General features: G+C 45.6%; 17 protein-coding genes. 9 read left to right on the forward strand and 8 right to left on the reverse strand.

The window, feature by feature from the left end:
- Nucleotides 1–13: 13 nt before the first annotated feature.
- The 3 genes from odhB to LEP1GSC052_RS09410 all read right to left on the reverse strand — a co-directional run bounded on the left by odhB (nt 14) and on the right by LEP1GSC052_RS09410 (nt 4,758).
- Entirely contained in the window at nt 14–1,264 is a 1,251-nt protein-coding gene (odhB, locus tag LEP1GSC052_RS09400) for a 2-oxoglutarate dehydrogenase complex dihydrolipoyllysine-residue succinyltransferase (protein ID WP_010575548.1), read from the reverse strand.
- Between the two features lie 102 nt (nt 1,265–1,366).
- Entirely contained in the window at nt 1,367–3,805 is a 2,439-nt protein-coding gene (locus LEP1GSC052_RS09405; RefSeq protein WP_010575549.1) for a penicillin-binding protein 1A, read from the reverse strand.
- Nucleotides 3,802–4,758, reverse strand: a complete 957-nt coding sequence (locus LEP1GSC052_RS09410; RefSeq protein ID WP_010575550.1) for an MBL fold metallo-hydrolase — start codon at nt 4,756–4,758, stop codon at nt 3,802–3,804. The genes LEP1GSC052_RS09405 and LEP1GSC052_RS09410 overlap by 4 nt, the downstream gene beginning before the upstream one ends.
- A 105-nt stretch (nt 4,759–4,863) precedes the next feature.
- On the opposite strand from LEP1GSC052_RS09410, the gene LEP1GSC052_RS09415 reads away from it, so the two are divergent.
- Together LEP1GSC052_RS09415 and LEP1GSC052_RS09420 are read left to right on the forward strand one after the other, a co-directional pair.
- Nucleotides 4,864–5,682 carry a rhomboid family intramembrane serine protease gene (locus LEP1GSC052_RS09415; protein WP_010575551.1) on the forward strand — a complete coding sequence of 273 codons (819 nt, stop codon included), beginning with the start codon at nt 4,864–4,866 and terminating at the stop codon, nt 5,680–5,682.
- Nucleotides 5,683–5,710: 28 nt separating this feature from the next.
- A complete protein-coding gene (locus LEP1GSC052_RS09420; protein ID WP_010575552.1) occupies nt 5,711–6,316 on the forward strand; it encodes a GNAT family N-acetyltransferase in 606 nt (201 codons plus the stop codon).
- Nucleotides 6,317–6,382: 66 nt separating this feature from the next.
- Here the strand turns inward: LEP1GSC052_RS09420 and LEP1GSC052_RS09425 are convergent, their stop codons facing one another.
- Nucleotides 6,383–6,967, reverse strand: coding sequence for an LBL_2463 family protein (locus LEP1GSC052_RS09425; RefSeq protein ID WP_040913423.1), 585 nt, complete (start codon nt 6,965–6,967; stop codon nt 6,383–6,385).
- Between the two features lie 186 nt (nt 6,968–7,153).
- On the opposite strand from LEP1GSC052_RS09425, the gene LEP1GSC052_RS09430 reads away from it, so the two are divergent.
- From LEP1GSC052_RS09430 to LEP1GSC052_RS09465, 6 genes are all read left to right on the forward strand, one after another.
- On the forward strand, nt 7,154–7,855 hold the full coding sequence (locus LEP1GSC052_RS09430) for an LBL_2463 family protein (RefSeq protein ID WP_341853234.1): 702 nt from the start codon (nt 7,154–7,156) through the stop codon (nt 7,853–7,855).
- Between the two features lie 79 nt (nt 7,856–7,934).
- The gene (locus LEP1GSC052_RS09435; RefSeq protein ID WP_010575555.1) at nt 7,935–8,828 is read left to right on the forward strand and encodes a lipoate--protein ligase family protein; all 894 of its coding nucleotides are present in this window, start codon (nt 7,935–7,937) and stop codon (nt 8,826–8,828) included.
- A 39-nt stretch (nt 8,829–8,867) separates the two neighbouring features.
- Nucleotides 8,868–10,115 carry a serine hydroxymethyltransferase gene (gene glyA, locus LEP1GSC052_RS09440; RefSeq protein WP_010575556.1) on the forward strand — a complete coding sequence of 416 codons (1,248 nt, stop codon included), beginning with the start codon at nt 8,868–8,870 and terminating at the stop codon, nt 10,113–10,115.
- Nucleotides 10,116–10,659: 544 nt separating this feature from the next.
- The gene (locus LEP1GSC052_RS09455) at nt 10,660–11,349 is read left to right on the forward strand and encodes a hypothetical protein (protein WP_010575559.1); all 690 of its coding nucleotides are present in this window, start codon (nt 10,660–10,662) and stop codon (nt 11,347–11,349) included.
- Nucleotides 11,334–11,669 (forward strand): DUF8156 family protein, encoded by a 336-nt coding sequence (locus LEP1GSC052_RS09460; RefSeq protein WP_010575560.1) that lies wholly within the window; start codon nt 11,334–11,336, stop codon nt 11,667–11,669. Before LEP1GSC052_RS09455 ends, LEP1GSC052_RS09460 begins: the two co-directional genes overlap by 16 nt.
- A gap of 191 nt (nt 11,670–11,860) precedes the next feature.
- Complete coding sequence (locus LEP1GSC052_RS09465; RefSeq protein WP_010575561.1) at nt 11,861–14,248, forward strand: DNA polymerase domain-containing protein; 2,388 nt, start codon at nt 11,861–11,863, stop codon at nt 14,246–14,248.
- Nucleotides 14,249–14,260: 12 nt separating this feature from the next.
- Here the strand turns inward: LEP1GSC052_RS09465 and LEP1GSC052_RS09470 are convergent, their stop codons facing one another.
- The 4 genes from LEP1GSC052_RS09470 to LEP1GSC052_RS09485 form a co-directional block, all read right to left on the reverse strand.
- Complete coding sequence (locus tag LEP1GSC052_RS09470) at nt 14,261–14,800, reverse strand: Pycsar system effector family protein (RefSeq protein ID WP_020986208.1); 540 nt, start codon at nt 14,798–14,800, stop codon at nt 14,261–14,263.
- A 96-nt stretch (nt 14,801–14,896) separates the two neighbouring features.
- Complete coding sequence (locus tag LEP1GSC052_RS09475; protein ID WP_010575563.1) at nt 14,897–15,247, reverse strand: LytTR family DNA-binding domain-containing protein; 351 nt, start codon at nt 15,245–15,247, stop codon at nt 14,897–14,899.
- A gap of 414 nt (nt 15,248–15,661) precedes the next feature.
- Complete coding sequence (locus tag LEP1GSC052_RS09480; RefSeq protein ID WP_010575564.1) at nt 15,662–17,236, reverse strand: flavin-containing monooxygenase; 1,575 nt, start codon at nt 17,234–17,236, stop codon at nt 15,662–15,664.
- A gap of 203 nt (nt 17,237–17,439) precedes the next feature.
- Nucleotides 17,440–18,645, reverse strand: a complete 1,206-nt coding sequence (locus LEP1GSC052_RS09485) for a phospholipase C/P1 nuclease family protein (RefSeq protein WP_040913428.1) — start codon at nt 18,643–18,645, stop codon at nt 17,440–17,442.
- Between the two features lie 772 nt (nt 18,646–19,417).
- Between LEP1GSC052_RS09485 and LEP1GSC052_RS09495 the strand changes: the two genes are divergently transcribed.
- Entirely contained in the window at nt 19,418–19,963 is a 546-nt protein-coding gene (locus tag LEP1GSC052_RS09495) for a hypothetical protein (RefSeq protein WP_010575567.1), read from the forward strand.
- Nucleotides 19,964–19,979 lie beyond the last annotated feature (16 nt).

Below are 19,979 nucleotides of genomic sequence, written 5' to 3' on the forward strand. Positions count from 1 at the left end.
GGTTCCTCTTTCATTAAAGTTCTAGTAAAAGACGGGCCGGGTCTTCGATCGCTTCCTTGACCTTCACGAGGAAAGTAACCGCCTCCTTTCCGTCCACGATTCTATGATCGTAGGAAAGCGCGAGATACATCATCGGACGGATTACGATCTGATCGTTGACAACCACCGCACGTTTTACTATATTATGAAGTCCTAAAATTCCGCTCTGAGGAGGATTGAGAATCGGCGTCGACATCATCGATCCGTAGATTCCCCCGTTGGAAATCGTGAACGTCCCGCCTTCCATTTCGGCGAGTTCGATCTTTCCGTCCTTCACTCTGTTCGCAAGTCTTCCGATTTCCTGTTCGATTCCGGCAAAGGTCAAAAGGTCCGCGTCTCTTACGATCGGAACCACAAGTCCTTTCGGTCCTCCGACGGCGACTCCGATGTCGTAAAAATTCTTATAAACGATATCGCTTCCTCTGATTTCCGCGTTGATGGCGGGAATCGTCTTCAGCGCGTGAATCGCAGCCTTGGTGAAGAAGCTCATAAATCCGAGACCCACGTTATGCGTCTCTTTGAACTTATCCTTATAACGGTTTCTGAGTTCCATAACGTAACTCATATCCACTTCGTTGAACGTGGTGAGAATCGCCGCGTTGTGTTGCGCAGACACGAGTCTTTCCGCGATGACCTTACGAAGACGGGACATCGGAACCGCGTTTTCTCTCGGAAGATCGGTTCTTCTCGCGGCGGGAACCGCTTTTGGAATTTCCGGAGAAGGTGCGGAAGCCGGAGCCGCTTTTGCCGCCGTTGCAGTTCCCACACTTGCGGAGGATTTGGATTCGATTGCTTTCAATACGTCTTCTTTTGTGATTTGTCCATTCTTACCCGAACCGGAAATCGAAGACGCGCTTAGTCCGTTGTCGTCGATCAATTTACGAACCGCAGGAGGAAGAGTTTCGTTGATGTTTCCGTTTCCTGAGGTTTGTGTTGTTTGAGTTGGAGTCGGTGCGGTAGAGGAAGGTGCTGGTGCGGAGGCGGTTGCGGCGGCGTCGATGAGACCGATGATCTCTTTCACTTTCACAGTGTCCCCGGCCTTCTTATGAATTTTCTGAAGAACGCCGGAGGAAGGAGCCGGAACTTCCATGGTCGCCTTGTCGGTTTCCAGTTCCAGCAGGATCTCGTCCTGTTTTACTTGTTCTCCTTCTTTCTTTACCCAATTCGCAATAGTTGCTTCCGTGATCGATTCTCCCATTTCGGGGACCTTGATTTCTACAGACATTAATGATTCCTTTTGAGAGGCTTTGGATGCAAAAAAGCGTAAGCCCCGGTTTCAATCCTTATAAACGAAAAAATTCTGTAAACGAAATTCTCCAAAACGCGATTATTCCGTTCTTGGTTTAAACTTCCGATCTGTTTTGCCTAATTCTTCATCACTAATCTGATATTCTTTTTGTAAGAACTCTCTAAAATCCATCGACTTGTGGTGATCGCGTTCTCCGTCGCACTGACGATTGCCCATCACCGCCTTGGTAACTCCCGCAACCGTAATCGGCTTGAGAGTCAGGTTTTGAGTTACGGGACATACTCCCGGTTTCGGAGAAAGTCCGTTGTAGGCGCAGGTTCCTCCGCCTTGCACTTCGTCGGGCATAATGTCTTCGCCGAAGGAAGGATAATTCTGACCGCCGTAAAAACGATTGTACATTCTTCCCCAAATCGGAACCGCAAGAACCGAAGCGGCCTGTCCTCTTCCCAAAGAAATGGAACTTTTATCAAAACCCAACCAAATCACGGTCGTATAATTCGGATCGAACCCGCAATACCAAGCGTTGGTGAACGATGAAGTCGATCCGGTTTTTCCGGCGGCGGTTCCTCTGTAATTTCCTTTGTCCGGATCGCGCAAACCCATCGCGGCGGTTCCGGCCATCGCCACGTTGGTCAGCATTTTCTTAAGAATGTAAGCGGTTCCTTCGGAGATGACCTGAATGCTTCCGTCCTTGGCTTGTCTTTGTAATTCTTCCTGAACCTTGATCTCTTCGTTGTAAACCACGTTGCCGCTTTGATCGATCACATAACGCACAGAAAACGGAATCACTCTTCTTCCGTTGTTGGCGATGGTCGCGTAACCGAGCGCCATCTCAAGCGGCGTAAGTTCCGCGATTCCAAGAGCGAGAGCCGGGCTGGGCGGAAAACGATTCGGATTGACTCCTAAAAGTCTGGAAGAGAAGTCGATGACCGCGTCGGGTCCGGTTCGAAGGAACACTTGCACCGACACGATGTTTAAAGATAAGGACAAGGCGCGGGACAACGGAACCATTCCGAGAAAATCTCCGTCGAAATCCTGAGGCGACCAACCTTCTCCCTCTTCGGTTAAGGTCGTTAGCGGTGCGTCCATGATTCCGGTTCCGCTTCCTACGACTCGTTCTTGAATCGCGGCTCCGTACACGAACGGTTTAAACGCGGAACCCGTTTGGCGTCTCGCCATCGTCGCGCGGTTGAACTGATTCTTCGGAGTGAACTCGTAACCGCCGACCATCGTTTGAATGTAACCCGTGGAAGGTTCGATCGTAATCGCCGCGCCTTCTACGTGCAGGTTTTTTCCGAAGACCGCGGTTTGTTTTTGAAACTCGGAGATCGCGGCGGATTCGTTTTCGCCCGGAGTTAAGATGGTAAGAATATCGGCGGCGTCGATCAGTTCTCTTTCGAGGGCGACTCGGTAGTTCGCCTTATCGTCGAGTTTACTGACGAAGGGCATTCCCACCGGAAAGATGGAACCCATCAGATAATAAAGACCCACAAGACCGCGATCCGCTCCGCCGGAATAATTTACGGTTACGCCGGAAACGAGATCGTCGTGTTTTTTGATCGCCCTGGACAATTCTTCCTGAGCGATCTCTTGTTTACGAGCGTCGAGGGTCGTATAAACTTTCAAACCACCCGTATAAACCTTGTCCTCTCCGAGTTCCTTTTCGAGTTTTTGACGAACGTATTCGGTGAAGTGCGGAGCCTTGTTCAAACGATTTCCCCAAGTCGACTGAGAAGGAGATTGTGTGATGACGACCGGCCAATACTTGTTCCAGAAATCGTCGTGGATCGATTGAACCTTATCCGCGGGAATATAACCTTGTTCCGCCATCAATCTCAGAACGCTCAAATGCGCGCCTTTGGAAATCGCGGGATTTTTAAACGGAGAATATTTCACGGGCGCCTTCGGAAGTCTCGCAAGCATAGCCGCTTCCGCGATGTCCAAGTCGCTTACGTCCTTTTGAAAATAAACGTCCGCCGCGGAAGCGAGCCCCGTGGTTCCGTGTCCGAGGTAAATTAGATTAAAATAAATTTCTAATATTTCTTCTTTTGAATATTCCTGTTCGATCTGAAGGGTAAAAAGAGCCTCGATGAATTTTCTCGCAAAGGAACGTTTTCTGTTCTGCAAAACGGTTTTGGCGAGCTGTTGGGTCAGCGTCGAACCGCCCTGTTTGATTCTTCCCGAAATCACGTTTACGATCCCCGCGCGGAGAATCGCCATAAAGTCGATCCCGAAGTGATTGAAGAAGTTGTTGTCTTCCACGGAAAGAAACGCCTGAACCACGTGCGGAGGAATGTCCTGGTATTTCAGAAGTTGTTGTTTGTGTTTGTAAAGTTCGGCGAAGACGACTCCGTTGATATCGTAAAGCCGGGTCGGAGTCGTGGGTTGATACGAGGCGAGCATCGCGAGTTCTCCCCCTTCGTCCACTTCCGAAAGAATATAACCGAAAAAGAGGCCGCCTAAGAGGGCGATAACGAGCAAGGCTTTGGAGGTTCTATGAAGTCCGATACTTTTCATGATAATTTATATACGTTCCCTTCTACGGCTAATTCTATCTGGATGGACGAGTTACCGAGCGCCGCCGCGTGCGCCCGAGCTTCCTCGAGAATGATGTCCAAAACGTCGTCCGCATAAGCGGGTTCGTGATGGGTCAAAACGAGTTTCTTCACGTTCCAAGCGACTGCGCAGTTTACGGCCATTGTGTAGGATGTATGTCCCCAGTCAAATTTTTGGAAGGATTCATCCAGGGTATATTGAGAATCCAGGACGAGCAGATCCGCATTTTCAAAAAAGGGCTTCATTTCCGAGACGGAACCGAAGTCTTCTCCGGTAAATTCGGCGTCCGTGGCAAAAACAAAAACCTTTCCCTTCTCCTCCACCCGATAGGCGAAGGAGCCGCCCGGATGTTTGAGAGGATAAATGCCGACCTTACAATCCCCTTCTAAATCCAAAGTTTCGCCGGGACTCAGACAGGTAAAGAGTTTCGTGGATGCAAGAGCGGAAAATGGAATGGGAAAGAACTCGGGAGATTGTTGTTTTTCAAAACGTTCCTTCAAATCGGGATAAGGAGAATAAAAATGCAGTTCGTTCCCGGGAATATAAAGCGGCTTGAAAAACGGAATTCCTTGGATATGATCCCAGTGCGTGTGGGTAAAGAAGAATGCGATCTTTCCCTCACCTTTTTTAAATTCTCCCTGCATCAATTCGTCCGCGATCACTCTGGCTCCGGTTCCGCAATCGAAGATCATTCTTCTGCCGGAGGAAGGAATCACCGAAACGCAGGTCGTGTTCCCGCCGACCACATGCGTAAGATAAGAAGGAAGATTAGAAATAAATTTTTGAATGTCCCTCAGGGCATCGGGGCCTGCGTCCCGGACGAGCTCCAGGATTTGAGTCACCTTCTGAATGTATTCCGGGGTTCTGAGCGGAGAGGAAATCGAGCCCCGAGTTCCGTAGAGTTGGACGATCACCTTGAACCCAGGATTTCGATTTGAATCATTCTGTCAAAGAGAAGAGGAAAAAGAAAAATCGTTTTACGGTTGTCGTCCGATTCTAAGGAGAAATCATGTTCCCCTATGACAGGCATCTACAATCGGATCGGCCCGGAATTAACTCCCGTAGTCCGCACCCTTTTGATTTTGAACGGGGGACTTTTCGCGGTTCAACTCCTTCTTTCATGGACGGTCGGAGATTATCTGACTCTGTATCTCGGGATGACGCCCGATTTGATCACACATCGTTTTTTTGTCTGGCAGTTTATCACGTACGCATTCCTACATTCGGTTCAGAATTTCTTTCATATTCTGTTCAATATGTTTTCGCTCTGGATGTTCGGCTCCATTCTCGAGAATTATTGGGGCGGAAGAAACTTTCTGAAGTTCTATCTATTCTCCTGTTTTATGGGAGGATTTTTTCCGTGGATTCTTCACAACGTCGGATTTCATCAAGGAACCATCATCGGAGCTTCCGGCGGAATCTACGGTCTTTTGATCGCGTTCGCGTTGATCTGGCCCAATCAAGAACTTCTTTTTATGGGATTTTTTCCTCTCAAAGCGAAGTATATGGTCGTCATTCTGATGCTCATCATCGCGCTTTCCGGTCCGGGCGGAAACATCGCGCACATGGCCCATTTGGGAGGCGCGATCGGCGGCGGTCTTTATTTTCTATATTATAATAAACTAAAGTCAAAAATCCCGGCTTCTCTTTCTCTCGGCCGTTATCTTCAAAAACGAAAGATGAGAAAATGGCAGGAAGAGATGAACCGAAAGATTCACGTCCGAGAAGAAGTGGATCAACTCCTGGACAAGATTTCGAAATCGGGAATGGATTCCCTTTCCAGAAAGGAAAAGAAATTTTTGAAAGACGCTTCGAGTAAGTATTATTCGGAAGAATGATAGACGTTCGAAACCGGATTTGATCCACATGAAACATTCCTACCCGCCCGAACCCGTTTCTCTGATCGGAAACTTCGTAGAACTCCGTCCGCTCAGAACGGAACACAAGGACGCGCTCGTCAAAGCGGTGTTTGACGGAGAATTGTGGAAGCTCTGGTTTACGATGGTTCCTTCCCCCGAAGAGATGGAATCCTGGATCGCAAAGGCCCTCGCGGAGGAAAAGGAAAAACTTTCCCTTCCCTTCGTGGTCGTTCGCAAAAGCGATTCCAAGATCATAGGAAGCACGCGTTATATGAACATCGAAAAGGTTTCGAACCGTTTGGAAATCGGTTCGACCTGGTATTCGAAAGAATTTCAAAAGACGAACGTAAACACGGAATGCAAACTTCTTCTTTTGGAACACGCTTTCGAGAATTTGGAATGTATCGCGGTCGAGTTTAGAACTCATCGTTTGAACGAAAACTCGAGAAGGGCGATCGAAAGACTCGGAGCGGTTTTGGACGGAATTCTTCGCAATCACAGAATCATGCCGAACGGAACGTTACGCGACACTGCGGTCTACAGCATTTTGGAAAACGAATGGCCGACCGTGAAGGCGAATCTTTTGTTTAAGTTGCATCGAAAGAAAGAATAAGAATCGGCATTCTAAACGACGGCGACTTCTTCGGTAAGTATGGCTATACGATCAGGTTATCGAATATCAAAAATTGAAAGCGATTCGTTTTAATGTTTCCGGTTTCAATTCAATTACATGAAATTTTGCAAGCTCTCCCTTGAAACGAAAATCGGGAAAATATACTTCGGAAGAATAGCGATTCGAACGCATAGCTCCTGCCCCGAAATACAACCTTTTAATACCAAATTGTTTCGTATTATATAATCCGTATACCACCTCAAAGCCTTTTTCAAAACAATATTTTGCAACGGTTCGAAACGTACTTTTAGCCGCGTAAACACCAAATTTAGTCGGTTCGAATGCAATAGAATTCCAATCCGCGACATTGTTTTCTACAACCGCATAACGCATGGCGGGATTGCCTCCGTCGTCGATCACGGCGATCTCAAGCGGAATCCAATTTTCAGGAGCTTTTTCGATAATCCTCATGGTCGCAAGGATCCGTTTTCCATGTTCAACCCAAAACCAAGTCGCCCACGGATCATAATTATGATTTCTCCAGGGAGAATCCGAATACCCGCCTTTCTCAAAAATTTTCGAAATAAATTCCCTAAGACGATTCAAGGTTTCAAGATCAATATCCGCATTCTTCATTATGTTTACTTTCATCAAAAGAAATCCCTCCATAGTTCAAATCAACAACACAACTTCCCAACTCAAAAATTCAAAAACAATAATTACAATTCCTTAAATAAAAATTCTTCTCAGAACTTGTTTAATTAAAATATCAAACTACATAAACATTTCTTAATTTATATTTACATAATTCATATTTTTAATAACTAAAGAAGAACATTGAGATATACAAGCGTCTTAAAGATAGAAACATCATTGTTTTTTTCAAAAGTGGTAAAATTTATTATGAACAATACGCAACCCAACCAAGAAACACGGATCAAAATTGACGGTGATCGGATCGAATACGTCGTCTGCTCTTTCAAAAAAGAAAGATCGTTGATCGAAAAGGCGAGAACATTCATTCAGGATCAATATTCTAAATTAGAGTATGTAGGATATAACGCGGACTTCGATCGTATGTTTGACATAGATGGATCGAGTCGTTACTTCATTGCGATCAACGCAAAAGAAGAAATCCTCGCAACATCTCGAGTAGTAACCAAGGGTCGCTCTGGTTTGCCGATCGAATACGGACTTTTTTGCGGGAATCATGCGAAAGTTATATTGGAAGGAAATAAAATCGCGGAAATGAATTCCTTTGCGGCCGCAGCATTAAAACCTGGGAATAAAGTTTTATCCATGAGTACGGATTATACGTTAGAACAGGATTTCGAAACCATATATGGATTATTTGATATTGAAAGACCGACAATCGGAAAACTCTATAACCGATTCGGAGCGGTTCTTTCGGAAAAACTCCAAGATCCAATTTATTTTCCGGGATATGGGAAACTGATTCAAAACAAAATTGTTCCCGCCAAATGGAGAATTATGGTTTCAGATAAATCTAGAATGATTGCAAGAAAGAGACCAATGTAACTGCGCCCGGGGAAACAATTCAGATTGCGTTTTCAAAAGCAAATACGAACCCTGTATAGGACTCTAAAGTTTTTCGAATATGCGTACATTCTCCTTTATCCAAAATTCTCGGCGATCCGCAGCGGCCAATCTTGCGATCGAAGAAGCGATCGGACTTCACTTGGTTTCCTCCGGCTACGGAGCAGGACTTAGAATTTGGAAAAATCCGTTCTCCATCGTACTCGGTCTTTCCGAAAAAGCGGAAGATACGATTCTTCCATCGGTATTGCAAAGATTTCAAGATGCGAATTCTTCTTTGAAAGGCGACGCATCTAATCCGAATGAATCTAAAGACAAAAAAGCAAATTCTTTTCAAGGCGAAGGCTTTCATCAAAAAGTTTTTGATGCCGAATTTCCTTCGATCGTACGAAGGGCCAGCGGCGGAGGCACGGTGGTTCATCATCCGGAGGAGAATCTAAACTTTACGTTTTTCGTTTCCTTGGACGTAAAACCCGAACTCTACAAAGTAAAAGAATCCTACGATTATTTTCTGGGCCTGGTTATAAACGCGTTAAAGCGACAAACGTTAGACGCTTCTTTCCGAGGCAAATCGGACCTCGCTATTTTCGAAAAAGGACTCGAAAAAAAAATCTCGGGCAACGCTCAGTTCCGAAAAAAGGGCGCGGTCGTTCATCACGGGACATTGATTCTAAAATCTTCCCTGATCGAAAGGGTTGCGGGATTGCTGGGACATCCTCCCGAAGAACCGGAATACAGGAAGAATCGCAAACATTCCGATTTTGTGACCTCTCTTCCGAACGATTTTTCCGCCGTAAAATTTGGCCAGGACCTATCTCATGTATTTGCCGAATCACTGGGCCTTTCGAAAATGGGCGTAGAGAATGATCTCCGGTTTAAAAAAGCCGTCTTTCAGGAAGCGAAACGGCTTTGGAAGGATAAATATTCGAGGATGGATTTCATCTTCAGAGACTAAATCGGACTTCTTCTCGGAATTATCACAAAGAAGGGCCAGATGCAGTTTCTTCCGAAAGCAGATCCAGAGATATTCGCAGCGTTAAAAAAAGAGGACGAAAGACAGGAAAACAACCTGGAAATGATCGCCTCCGAAAACTTCGTTTCCAGATCGGTTCTGGAAGCCTACACATCCACACTTACGAACAAATACGCCGAAGGTTATCCCGGCAAAAGATATTACAACGGTTGTCACAACGCGGACGTTGTGGAAACACTCGCGATCGAAAGAGCAAAAAAACTTTTCGGCGCTGAATACGCAAACGTTCAACCCCATTCCGGCGCGCAGGCGAACATGGCCGTGTTTCTCGCGTGTCTCGAACCGGGAGATTCTTTCTTAGGAATGAACCTCGCGCACGGAGGTCACTTGACCCACGGTTCTCCGGTGAACGTGAGCGGAAGAATTTATAAACCGATTCCATACGGGGTCGACCCTAAAACCGAAACCATCGATTACGACGAAGTCGCTCGACTGGCGAGAGAACACAAACCGAAGTTGATCGTCGCGGGAGCTTCCGCTTACGCGAGAACCATCGACTTCGCAAAGTTCGCTGAGATCGCAAAGGAAGTCGGCGCGAAATTGATGGCGGACATCGCTCATATTTCCGGACTCGTTTCCACGGGCTATCACCCTTCTCCCGTAGGAATGTTCGATTACGTCACGACGACCACCCACAAAACGTTGAGAGGACCGAGAGGGGGTTTGATTCTTTCTACATTAGAAAATGAGAAAGTACTAAACTCTCGCGTATTCCCGGGAATCCAAGGCGGTCCTTTGATGCACGTGATTGCGGCGAAAGCGGTCGCTTTCAAAGAAGCGCTTCAACCGGAATACAAAACGTATATCGAAACCGTTCTCGCAAACGCGAAAACTCTCGCGGAAGTTTTTGTGAAACGCGGTTATCGAGTCGTGAGTGGCGGAACCGACAACCACTTGGTTCTTTTGGACGTTTCCGTCAAAGGTCTTACCGGCGCGCAAGCCGCGGACGGTCTGGACGAGGTCGGCGTTACCGTGAACAAAAACGCGATTCCTTTTGATAAAAATCCTCCGGCGGTTGCTTCCGGAATTCGTTTGGGAACTCCGGCGCTTACCACTCGCGGTTTGAAACCTGCGGATATCGAAGTGGTCGGAAATCTGATTTGCGACTTTCTCGACAATCCGAACGACGAGAAAAACAGAACCAAAGTCAGAGGCGGCGTCAAGGAAGTGACTCAAAAATTTCCGATGACCAATTTCCGTTTGGATTGATCGAAGTTCGAAACGGACAACGGAACGTTCCGTTTTTGAAAAAGGCGCCTTGAGGAAAGGCGCCTTTTTTATTTGTGGGAACTCCAGCGCCGTTGTCGCGCTTATCCAGTTCGGGACAGAACACCCCCGAAATCATTTTTGGGCGCCTCCACCTTTCCGGTGGACCGAGCTCTGCCGCGACTTCGCTAACGCTTCGGCCGCATTCGCGTCGCTCGGATCTCTGGCGCATGGATTTTTTTGGGAAAGAAGTATGAGTTCCTACAATTGAGAAGACATAGATCGATTCGATTCCAGCCGTCGCTGTGGGAACTCTTACATTTTCCTTTCACTGAGAGTTTTACTTATGTCTTTTCAAGTGTAGGAACTACCACGCAGCAAACGCCAAGTCGACACGGGCCAACTCCTTATGTCCCCCAAAAATGTAGGAACTACCACAATTCCCGAGCACAACAAAGACCATGGCGCCTTCCCTTTTTATCATTCTACCCAAGCATTTGAAATGAAAATACTTTACATTTATATACATATCATATAATAAGTATACATGGAACTCCAAGTATTCCCGACCTCGTTTCCACAGGATCACGATCCCCTTTACAACCCGATCTTGAGTTGGGAAAGAAAAGGCCTTGGAATGCTGACCGGCATGAGTGGGATCTACAACTTGGCGCTGCAATGGGAATACGCATTCGCCGTATCCGGGTTCAAAATCTTCAATTTGGATTGTGCGATACGTTTCAATCCGTTCGTAATCACCGAAGAAACGCGCAAAAGAAGAGTTCCGCCCGAAACCTTGCTCGAAAACATCCTGGTTCAAAGAGCGTTTACGCCCTATCAAATCCTGGATGCACTGCATACGATCGAACACGAAGCGGCCAAAGATACGATCTACTTTCTCTTAGCCCCTTGCAAACAATTCTTCGACGGAGACGTTCAAGAAGACGAAGGAATTTTTCTTTTAAACAAGATGCTTCTCATACTCGAACGTCTTCACGCGATGGAGATGCCGGTGCTCGTCATAGAGAAGATGAAATATCCGCATCCCACATACAAAAATTTCTTTCCAAGACTCGTAGAAACCTCGGTCGATCTATGGGAACTCAGAATCGAAGATAAACTATCCTATATCCGAACGATCAAAAAACCCGTTCCGCATTCTTCCGTTCCTCCTCTCGCGTTGAACGAAAAAAATCTAAATCAAAATCACGAGGCGAACGTATGGGCCGAACGGTAACTCCCTATTCCAGACAAATGCAACAAGTAGAATCCGGTCTTCTGGAATTCCGACGCGGGCTTCGCAAACCAGATCAAGAAGTTTTTGACGATCTGATTCGAATCGCGAAGTTGCAAGTGCAAGCCGGAGTGATGGCTTCGGGTCCGTATCCGATCGACACGATGCTTTTGACGATGATGATCGATCTTAGAAAAGAGCTTCATCGATTGAAAAAGGAAATAATCACACTGAAAGAAAACGCGACGAAAACGAATTCGATCGAATCTGAATCGCGTATCCAATCTGAATTTGAATCTAAATCTGCGGCGAATCACACATAAGTTCAGGGCAAAACAGAAACGTTATGGAATCGCACAAAAACACAACGCGAAACGATAGAATTAAAACGCGCACCGCAAGTTCTTTACATTCTTTGCAAGCGTTTTTCGGCCCGATAGTTTGTCGGAACAAGTTTAAATAAATCCTTGAAAAAGCGAAAACAAAAAATCCGCAAGAACAAGTTGGAAAGAAAATGTCCGATTCTCAACTCATAGAAGGAACTCTATTCGATATTTATCATATAGAAGACAAGATCCATCTATGGCTTCTGACGGAAAACGGAGAAACCCTTCTATTCCACGATCATTATCAACCGGTCATTTATGCGAGAGGGGAAGAATCCATTCTCAAAAAACTCGTCCAAAGATTATACGAACTCGACGCGATATCCGGAATTCCGAAACTCGTCGATAAAAAACTATTCTACGAAAATCTCGCCGTGCCCGTTTTGGAAATCACCATTTCCAGACCCTCCATTCTTTCCAAAGTCACCAAAAAACTCTATGCGCTTTACGGGAAGTTCGATATCTATCATTCGGACATAGAAGTTCCCACGAGTTATATGGTGGAAAAAAAGATATTCCCTTTGTGTAAATTAGAAATTTATTATATAAACGACAAAAACGGAAGAATCATCAAGACGATCCGCACGAACAAAGGGGATGAAATAGAAAAAACGGAATACGAGATCCCGAACTTCAAGACGCTTTCCATGAGACTCAAGATGAGTCATCGGATTCCGATGCAGGACAATTTTTTGGTTTTCGAAAACGAAATCGGATCTTGGGAATTTTCGGGAAAAAATCCGAAAAATCTTCTGCTTCGAATCGACGAACTTCTCAAACAGGAAGATCCCGATATCATTCTTTCCTCTTACGGAGATCAGATCATCTTTCCGTATCTTTTCACTCAAGCCCAACGTATGAAAATTTTTCCCGCTTTCGATAGGGATAGAAGTTCTCCGATCCGAAGAAACATTCAAACCAAAGGAACGAGTTTCAATACGTACGGAAAGATCGTGTATCGCGCTCCTTCTTATCCGTTGTTCGGAAGATGGCATATCGATCGTGAAAATAGTTTCGTTCACAAGGCCGCGGACCTTCTGGGGATCGCGGAGCTGGCGAGATTATCCAGACTTCCCATACAAAAGATGGCAAGGGCTTCGACCGGAAAGGCTTTGACGAGCATCGAAACAGACGTGGCGCTTCGCGAAGATTACCTCGTTCCCTGGCAAAAAAGCGCGATCGAATCACCGAAGACCGCTCTTCAACTTTTGGAAGCCGACAAAGGCGGTCTCGTGTTTCAACCGGATATTTCTTTCGGAATGACGGCGGAGAATGTGGCCCAACTGGACTTCGCTCAGATGTATCCGAGCACGATGGTGATTCATAACATTTCTCCCGAATGTGTGAACTGTCTTTGTTGCGTGAACGATCCGGACGTAAACAGAGTTCCCGGATTGGGTTATAGAATATGCAAAAAACGTAAAGGAATCGTAGCCAAGGCTCTCGACCACGTATTGTACAGAAGAGCGTATTACAAACGCAAAACGAAAGAAATCAGAGAAGCGGATCAGGAAAAAAAATACGCCGAAAAACTTTCGGAATACGATCAAAAACAATCCAGCTTAAAATGGATGCTCGTCACTTCGTTCGGATATCTCGGTTATAGAAACGCGAAATTCGGAAGATTGGAAAGTCACGAAAGCGTAAACGCGTTCGCAAGGGAAAAACTTCTGATCGCAAAAGAAAGCGCGGAAGAACGAGGATACGTTTTTATCCACGCGATTACGGACAGCATCTTTATCCGTAAGGAAGATTCTTCTTCTTTTTCAAAAGAGGAATTGGATTCCCTTTGTTCCGAGATCGAGAGTAAAACGAAAGTGAAAATCGACGTGGACGGAATTTACACTTGGCTTTTGTTTCCTTCCTCCAGTCAGGATCCGCAGATGCCCGTAGCCAATCGATACATGGGAAGATTTCAAAACGGACAACTCAAGTGTAGAGGAATCGGAGCCAGAAGAAAGGATCTTCCGATCTTTATCCGAAACGCCCAACAAGAAATGCTCGATTGGATGCGGGAAAAAATTACTGTCTTCGATTTAAAAAACGCAGAATCAGAAATTCTTAATATTTACGATCGATACGACGCCGCTTTAAAAGCGGATCGGGTTCCTTGGGAAATTCTTCTTATACGCAAATCGACTTCGAAAGAATTGGACGAATACGAGGTCGCGGGCCCCACCGCGGTTTCGCTTAACAATCTTAAGGAAATGGGAATCGAAGTTCAAGCGGGGGAAAAGATCCGTTATCTGGTTCTCAACCGAAAAGCGAAAAGTAGGGATCAGTGGTATCTTCCCGAAGAGATGATCCCGATTCTAAAACAAAAAAATCAAAAGATCCACTTGGATCTCCCGTATTATCGGAAACTTCTCGTCAACGTCTTTCGGGAAGTCTGGTCCGAGTTCGCGTCTTTTCGAAATTTCGATTCTCTGATCGACGAACAGAGGTGGCTTCCTTTCGAACGTTGTCTCAAAACGGAATATGAAAGATTCTTAATGGATCAAAGAGAGATCGCTTAAAACTTTTTAGGTTTATCCCCGGATCAAAGAAGGAATCCAACCGATGCTTTCGAAGACGATCAGGGTTCCGCCGCTGAAAAAACCCGCCAAAAAAAACCGATAACTCCAGCGAATATATCTATATTTCGTAAAGTAGATGGTTTTTCCCATCTGATAGATATCGAATGAAATCGCCTTATAAAGAGAAGCGTCCGTTTCCAGGGTGGCTTCCACGTTTTTAAAAAAAGTTTCCTCGTCGTCCGCGGCAAAATCTCCGAAGAACAAAGGATTCTTTTTTCGAATCTTATCCGGTCTGGACAAGGGCATCACGGCGAAAATCGCCAAGGAAGCGGCGATCGCGATAAATCCCATCAGAAGAACGATTCCGGTGACGTAAGTGCCTCTTTGCAAAAAGCCGAGAGCCAAAGAAAGAATCACGAAGGACGCCGCGATTAGGATATTGGCTTTTTGATCCGCCATCAGACTCAGTTGGACATGGTGTTGGTGAACGGTTCTTAATAGATAATCCACCGAGGATCGGGCCCGGGTGTTTGAAAAATATTCTGACTGCATTTTAGAAAGTTTCTCGGACAAGATTGAAAGGGAGCTTCAAATAGAAAATCAGATTTAAGGCGGGGTTTATAAATTTTTTAATACGAAATCGTAAAATCAATCCTCTCTCGCAGTCGTGTAAGTTAGATACACCCCGCTCATGGGAACCTGGCTTTTCTCCTCGTCCGTCCTATACGCGAAATGAACTCCGTCCGTCAGATATTCCACGTGGCCTAAAAATTCCATATTTATAATATATTGTTTGTGAACCCTCGCGAACTTTTCCGATTTCAGCTTTTGCAAAGTCTGCTTCAGCGTGCCCACTACTTCCAAGTTCTGATCCAAAATGTGCAAAACGGAATATCTTCCGTTAGACGATATATAAACGATATTCGAAAGGGTGACCAAAAGATTCCGATCGACTCCTCGAAACACCGCTCCGTTCGATTCCATTTCGTTGAGCTTCATCAAAAAAATGCTTCGCAAAACATTTCAAATTAAACCGACTTAAAAAGAATTTCATACGACTGATAAAAACCTCTCGAAATTTGATTTCAACGTTTCATTCGATAGCGACAAACGAATTCTCCCGTTCTTTCAGCCGTAATTCGAAATTCGGAAACACGCAAAAGAAACCGCGATCATTGAAAGATTTTTTCGCTTATTCTTATAGACGTGCCGCTGCAGCATAAAAGAAATCTTGAATGAAACGAAACGGTTTAAACAAATATTTAGTTAGATGGATTTGGCCGAGCTTAATAACGGCAAGTTGTTGCGAGGCTAAAAAAAAATCTGAGTTCCCTCTACAAAACGTCCTTAAAAAAAACGAGCCTCGATTCTTTTGAAATCGAAGCTCGGTAATTTAATTTCAACGAAAAGATCTCAACTAAAAATTCCGGAAAACAACATCGCGATTCTGGAAACCAAACCGATACTTTCCAACTGATCGTCCGATTTGGCGACTTCGTAGTGCGAGAGATTGACCGACTTCGTTTTCAATCTGAATTCGAACGTAAACCCCGGCCAAAGAGTCGTGTTCTTTCCGCTTTTCGTGCGATACCAACTAACGCAACCGCCCGTGTTCCAGATGGATTTTTCGAGTCGTTTTTGGATGCTTTGGTTGTATTTGTCCTGAGCTTCCTTCAAGACGTTGATGAACTTCAATCGTTTCTTGCGTAAGGAAAGAATACACTGAAGCGTATAATTGATCTGAGATTCTATCATCAACACCATGGAACTGTGACCGAGCCCCGTGTTCGGACCTACGATCAAAAACAGATTCGGAAAACCGGAAACCGTGGTTCCGAGATACGCCTCGGCGCCGTTTTTCCACGCGTCGTTCAGGTCCAAGCCTCCGAGTCCTTTCAGTTCGAAAGGAGCCATCGCTTCCGCGGCTTGAAAACCCGTGGCGAGAATCAAAGCATCGATCGGATGTTCCACCCCGTCCTGGGTTACGATTCCATTCTCCCTGATTTCCTGAATCGGAGTTGTTATCACGGTCACATTCGGTTTTTGTAATGCGCCGTAGTATTCGTTCGAGATCAATACCCTCTTACAACCGATCGTAAAGTTCGGAGTCACCTTTTGTCTGAGTTCGGGATTCTTAACCTGTTTTTTGATATAACCTTTCGCGAAAAATTCCAGCGCTTTCATAAGACCAGGATGAATCGTAAACGCGATCACTCTGAATTCCAACATCCAGTAAATCGCAAGACGGAACAACCACTGAGCCGGAGGAAAAATGCGGAACAACCATCTTTCGCCTTTCGAAATCGCACGATCCGGTTTCGCGATCACCCAAGGAGCGGTTCTTTGAAAGAGATGAAGTTTTTTAACGTCAGGCTGAATCGCCGGAACGATCTGAATCGCGCTCGCGCCCGTTCCGATCACGGCGACGGTTTTATTGTTCAGATCGTAGGAATGATCCCATCTCGCGGAATGAAACATCTTTCCTTTGAATTTTTTCAAACCGGGAATATCGGGAAGAACGGGACGACTGAGACCGCCGGAACCGTTGATAAAACTTCTGCACTTATAGGAATTTCCGTTGATAGACGTTACGTGCCACAGCCCCGACCTTTCGTCGAACACCGCCGAATTCACGGAGTTGTTAAAATGAATATGCGATCTAAGATCGTATTTATCCGTGCAATGATTTAGATAATTTAGAATTTCGGATTGAAGTCCGTACATTCTGGACCAGTTGGGATTTCTTTCAAACGAGAAAGAATACAAATGCGACTGAACGTCGCAGGCCGCGCCCGGATAATGATTGTCTCTCCAAGTTCCGCCCACTCCTTCGGCTTGTTCCAAAATCACGAACGAGTGAATTCCCGCTTGTTTCAAACGGATTCCCATACCGAGTCCGGCAAACCCGGTCCCGACGATCACGGCGTCCAAAACCGCGTGATCCGAAGTTTTCGCTTTTTCGGTCTTCTCTTTCAATTTCTGAGTCATTTCCCTATTCTCCCAATTCGATTCGAAATTTTGGAAAAATCCCAGGTCGAAACCTTTCGCTTTTCAGGGAGAATCTTAACTCGGAATTCCGACATCTTCGACCAGACTTATGATTTTTGACCGCAATCGACTGATCGATTCCGAAATCAGAAAGCTTTTTTGCGCCGAAGAATGCGGGAACTCCTCCGAGTTTCTCGAAAATATCAGTTTTTCAGGAGAGAATGGAGCATTTTCCTCGTTGCGGAGCCGGTCAGAGAGAAGTCCCGTCCGGTTTCCTCCAAAAGATGATCCGCTTTCGCCGGATCCAAGGTCGGGAAGATTTCCTTCATTTTGGTCCCGAGCTCCTTTTCCAAATCATATTCAGGTTTCATTGTATATTCGTGCCCGAACGTGGAAATGATGGATTCGTTGATCGAATACGCGTGCGAGGACGCCTGCTTTCCGACGAATTTCATCAAATCGGCGTTCGACGATTCTCCCGGAAATCCGTCGTATTCCTTTGTCAAAAAGTTTGTGAGCGCGGTCGTAACCGGCGTAGGATTTTTATAGAATTGAATGAGCCCGTAAGAAACGAAGTCTTCGTATAAAAAATGGCGATTGGCGACCAACTGCGTCGTCTTCGTTTTCATTTCCTTTTTGGTTTCCTTCGAGGAAAAAACGTAACGAACATAATAAAAGAATCCGGCGTCGGGTACCGCCTTTGAGTGATACGGTTGACCGATGTCCTGCATGTAATGACAAGCCCAAGCCGCGAATCTATATCTCCAGTATTCGTGACCGGTTTTTCCTGCGAGTTTTGAAAGACGGGAGAATAATTCGATCCGATCCAACATCATTCCGCCTTCGACCACCTCGGGCGCAAAAAGAGAAATCAGCCAATTTTCGTTTTGAAACTGGAGGTGAAAGGGCGCCTTACTGCTTTCCCCTTGCGGTTTTCCATACGGTTGTTTTCCGTATCCGTATTCCTCGAAACCCCAAAGACTGTGATCCATCCCCCAATCGGGTTCGTCGATGAACGTATACAAAACGTTTCTGATTTTTATTTTCCTACCGGCCGTGGATTGAAATCTCGCGGGAAGTTCGGGAAGATCCGGCAGATATGGAGTAATCGAAGTCACGGGAACGTTACCCGACATCGACCTGGAGCCCGGGAGAATCCTCTCCACTTCCGAAAATCGGGTGGACGGATTGAGCCTCGCGGCTTTTAAAAAATCGACAACGGTAGGAGATTTCGCATTAAATTCCACTTTTTTAAAGCGCTTTGAGCCTCTGGATTCTTCCCAAGCCGCAAACTCGTCGAAAAGAATCTTCAGTGAATCCTTCTCCTTTCTTACGAAAGAATCCAGGGATTCGGAAGCCACTTCGTCCGAAGTAAAACGCATGGACGGATGTTCAAGAGCGCGATCCATAACGAGATAGTGCGTTCCCCAGGAAAACAGCGTTCCGGGTAAAAGGACGATCAACGAAACGATCCATAGAAGGGCCGAACGTCGGAAATTTTTTTCGATCCGCGATTTTAAAAACGAAACCGGATAAGATGCGGATAACGGCTTAGAGGTTGCAATTTTTTTATGATTCATCGTGATTTTCTCTTCGTTCTATATTGAGGTCGTCCAACCCTATTCGTAAACGCAACTAACGCAATCAAAGAATCGAATTCTTTTCGAAATGAGCGCAAAACATCGAGCTCGATTTTTCAAAAGAGAAAAAGAAAAAACCTTCGTGAACCCCGTATTTTAACGCGGAAGTTTCGAAACCGGAAAATAATTTTTTGACAATTTATAAATGGAGAATGCGCGCTTCTTGAGATCGAAACGTTTTCGAAATCCCCTCCGATCGCAAACTACCCGAGACCGAAAATTCTCATCGCGAAGAACGCGCGGCTTTTGACATTTCCGTTTTCGAATCTAAAAATCTCAAAAAAATCGAACCCGGTTTAACAAACAAGAAACGCATAACGTTCATAAATCGGAAAAAAATTTCGTAAATTCTTTTCAACCGGAATTTTCGGATTCCCACCGACTTATAAGAACGGAATGAACGACGGGAAATATGGAATAAAATTATTTCCTGAAATGAAAAACTCCGTTCGAGCATGAGTTATCTGATTCGAACCACAACGCGACTAACGGATGTTTGTTTCCGTTTTTGCGCGTTTAGTTCCGAAATAGGAGACCTTTAATGCAAACAGAAAAAAAGACGGTTAGATTATTCTTGGCTATCGCGCTCATCGGAGCGGCGATCGGCTTTTCGAATTGTGCCGACGATAAAAAAACGGATCTGACCCCTATTGCCGCCTTACTGGCGTTAGCCGGTAGCGGCCCTGCGGATCTTCCGCAACCCGTGGACGGAACCGCGATTATGAAGTTGGGAACGGAAACTTTAGTGTTGACCAATCAACAATTATGCGTATCCGGCGTGGGCGGCGTCATCGTTCAGATGGTCGACGCGGATAACCTTCCGATTCTTAACATTCATAATATCAACTTCGCTCAAACGACGACACACACGTTGGGTGAAGGCGGCTCGGCCTTGGATATCGACACTGCAGGAGGAGTTTACGGTGCGGGGACCAACAACGTAAGAGGAACCTGTACCGCGACCGTCAAGGAAACATCCGCGACGATCTTCGATCTGCAAGCTTTGAATTGCCCGATCACGAAACAATTCGCCGCGAGCAACATTCCCGATACGACTCTTTCGTTTCGCGTTCGTTGCAGAAGATAAAAATAAATCTTAGATC

Source organism: Leptospira kmetyi serovar Malaysia str. Bejo-Iso9 (assembly GCF_000243735.2).
GTDB classification, from domain to species: Bacteria; Spirochaetota; Leptospiria; order Leptospirales; family Leptospiraceae; genus Leptospira; species Leptospira kmetyi.

What these genes read in the sequence shown, in the direction of transcription:
- LEP1GSC052_RS09420 (WP_010575552.1), top strand. Translation starts at nt 5,711, where the DNA reads ATGAAACATTCCTACCCGCCCGAACCCGTTTCTCTGATCGGAAACTTC.
- LEP1GSC052_RS09470 (WP_020986208.1), bottom strand. Translation starts at nt 14,800, where the DNA reads ATGCAGTCAGAATATTTTTCAAACACCCGGGCCCGATCCTCGGTGGAT.
- LEP1GSC052_RS09475 (WP_010575563.1), bottom strand. Translation starts at nt 15,247, where the DNA reads ATGAAGCTCAACGAAATGGAATCGAACGGAGCGGTGTTTCGAGGAGTC.
- LEP1GSC052_RS09485 (WP_040913428.1), bottom strand. Translation starts at nt 18,645, where the DNA reads ATGGATCGCGCTCTTGAACATCCGTCCATGCGTTTTACTTCGGACGAA.
- LEP1GSC052_RS09415 (WP_010575551.1), top strand. Translation starts at nt 4,864, where the DNA reads ATGACAGGCATCTACAATCGGATCGGCCCGGAATTAACTCCCGTAGTC.
- LEP1GSC052_RS09480 (WP_010575564.1), bottom strand. Translation starts at nt 17,236, where the DNA reads ATGACTCAGAAATTGAAAGAGAAGACCGAAAAAGCGAAAACTTCGGAT.
- LEP1GSC052_RS09495 (WP_010575567.1), top strand. Translation starts at nt 19,418, where the DNA reads ATGCAAACAGAAAAAAAGACGGTTAGATTATTCTTGGCTATCGCGCTC.
- odhB (WP_010575548.1), bottom strand. Translation starts at nt 1,264, where the DNA reads ATGTCTGTAGAAATCAAGGTCCCCGAAATGGGAGAATCGATCACGGAA.
- LEP1GSC052_RS09425 (WP_040913423.1), bottom strand. Translation starts at nt 6,967, where the DNA reads ATGAAAGTAAACATAATGAAGAATGCGGATATTGATCTTGAAACCTTG.
- LEP1GSC052_RS09460 (WP_010575560.1), top strand. Translation starts at nt 11,334, where the DNA reads ATGGGCCGAACGGTAACTCCCTATTCCAGACAAATGCAACAAGTAGAA.
- LEP1GSC052_RS09465 (WP_010575561.1), top strand. Translation starts at nt 11,861, where the DNA reads ATGTCCGATTCTCAACTCATAGAAGGAACTCTATTCGATATTTATCAT.
- LEP1GSC052_RS09405 (WP_010575549.1), bottom strand. Translation starts at nt 3,805, where the DNA reads ATGAAAAGTATCGGACTTCATAGAACCTCCAAAGCCTTGCTCGTTATC.
- LEP1GSC052_RS09435 (WP_010575555.1), top strand. Translation starts at nt 7,935, where the DNA reads ATGCGTACATTCTCCTTTATCCAAAATTCTCGGCGATCCGCAGCGGCC.
- LEP1GSC052_RS09455 (WP_010575559.1), top strand. Translation starts at nt 10,660, where the DNA reads ATGGAACTCCAAGTATTCCCGACCTCGTTTCCACAGGATCACGATCCC.
- glyA (WP_010575556.1), top strand. Translation starts at nt 8,868, where the DNA reads ATGCAGTTTCTTCCGAAAGCAGATCCAGAGATATTCGCAGCGTTAAAA.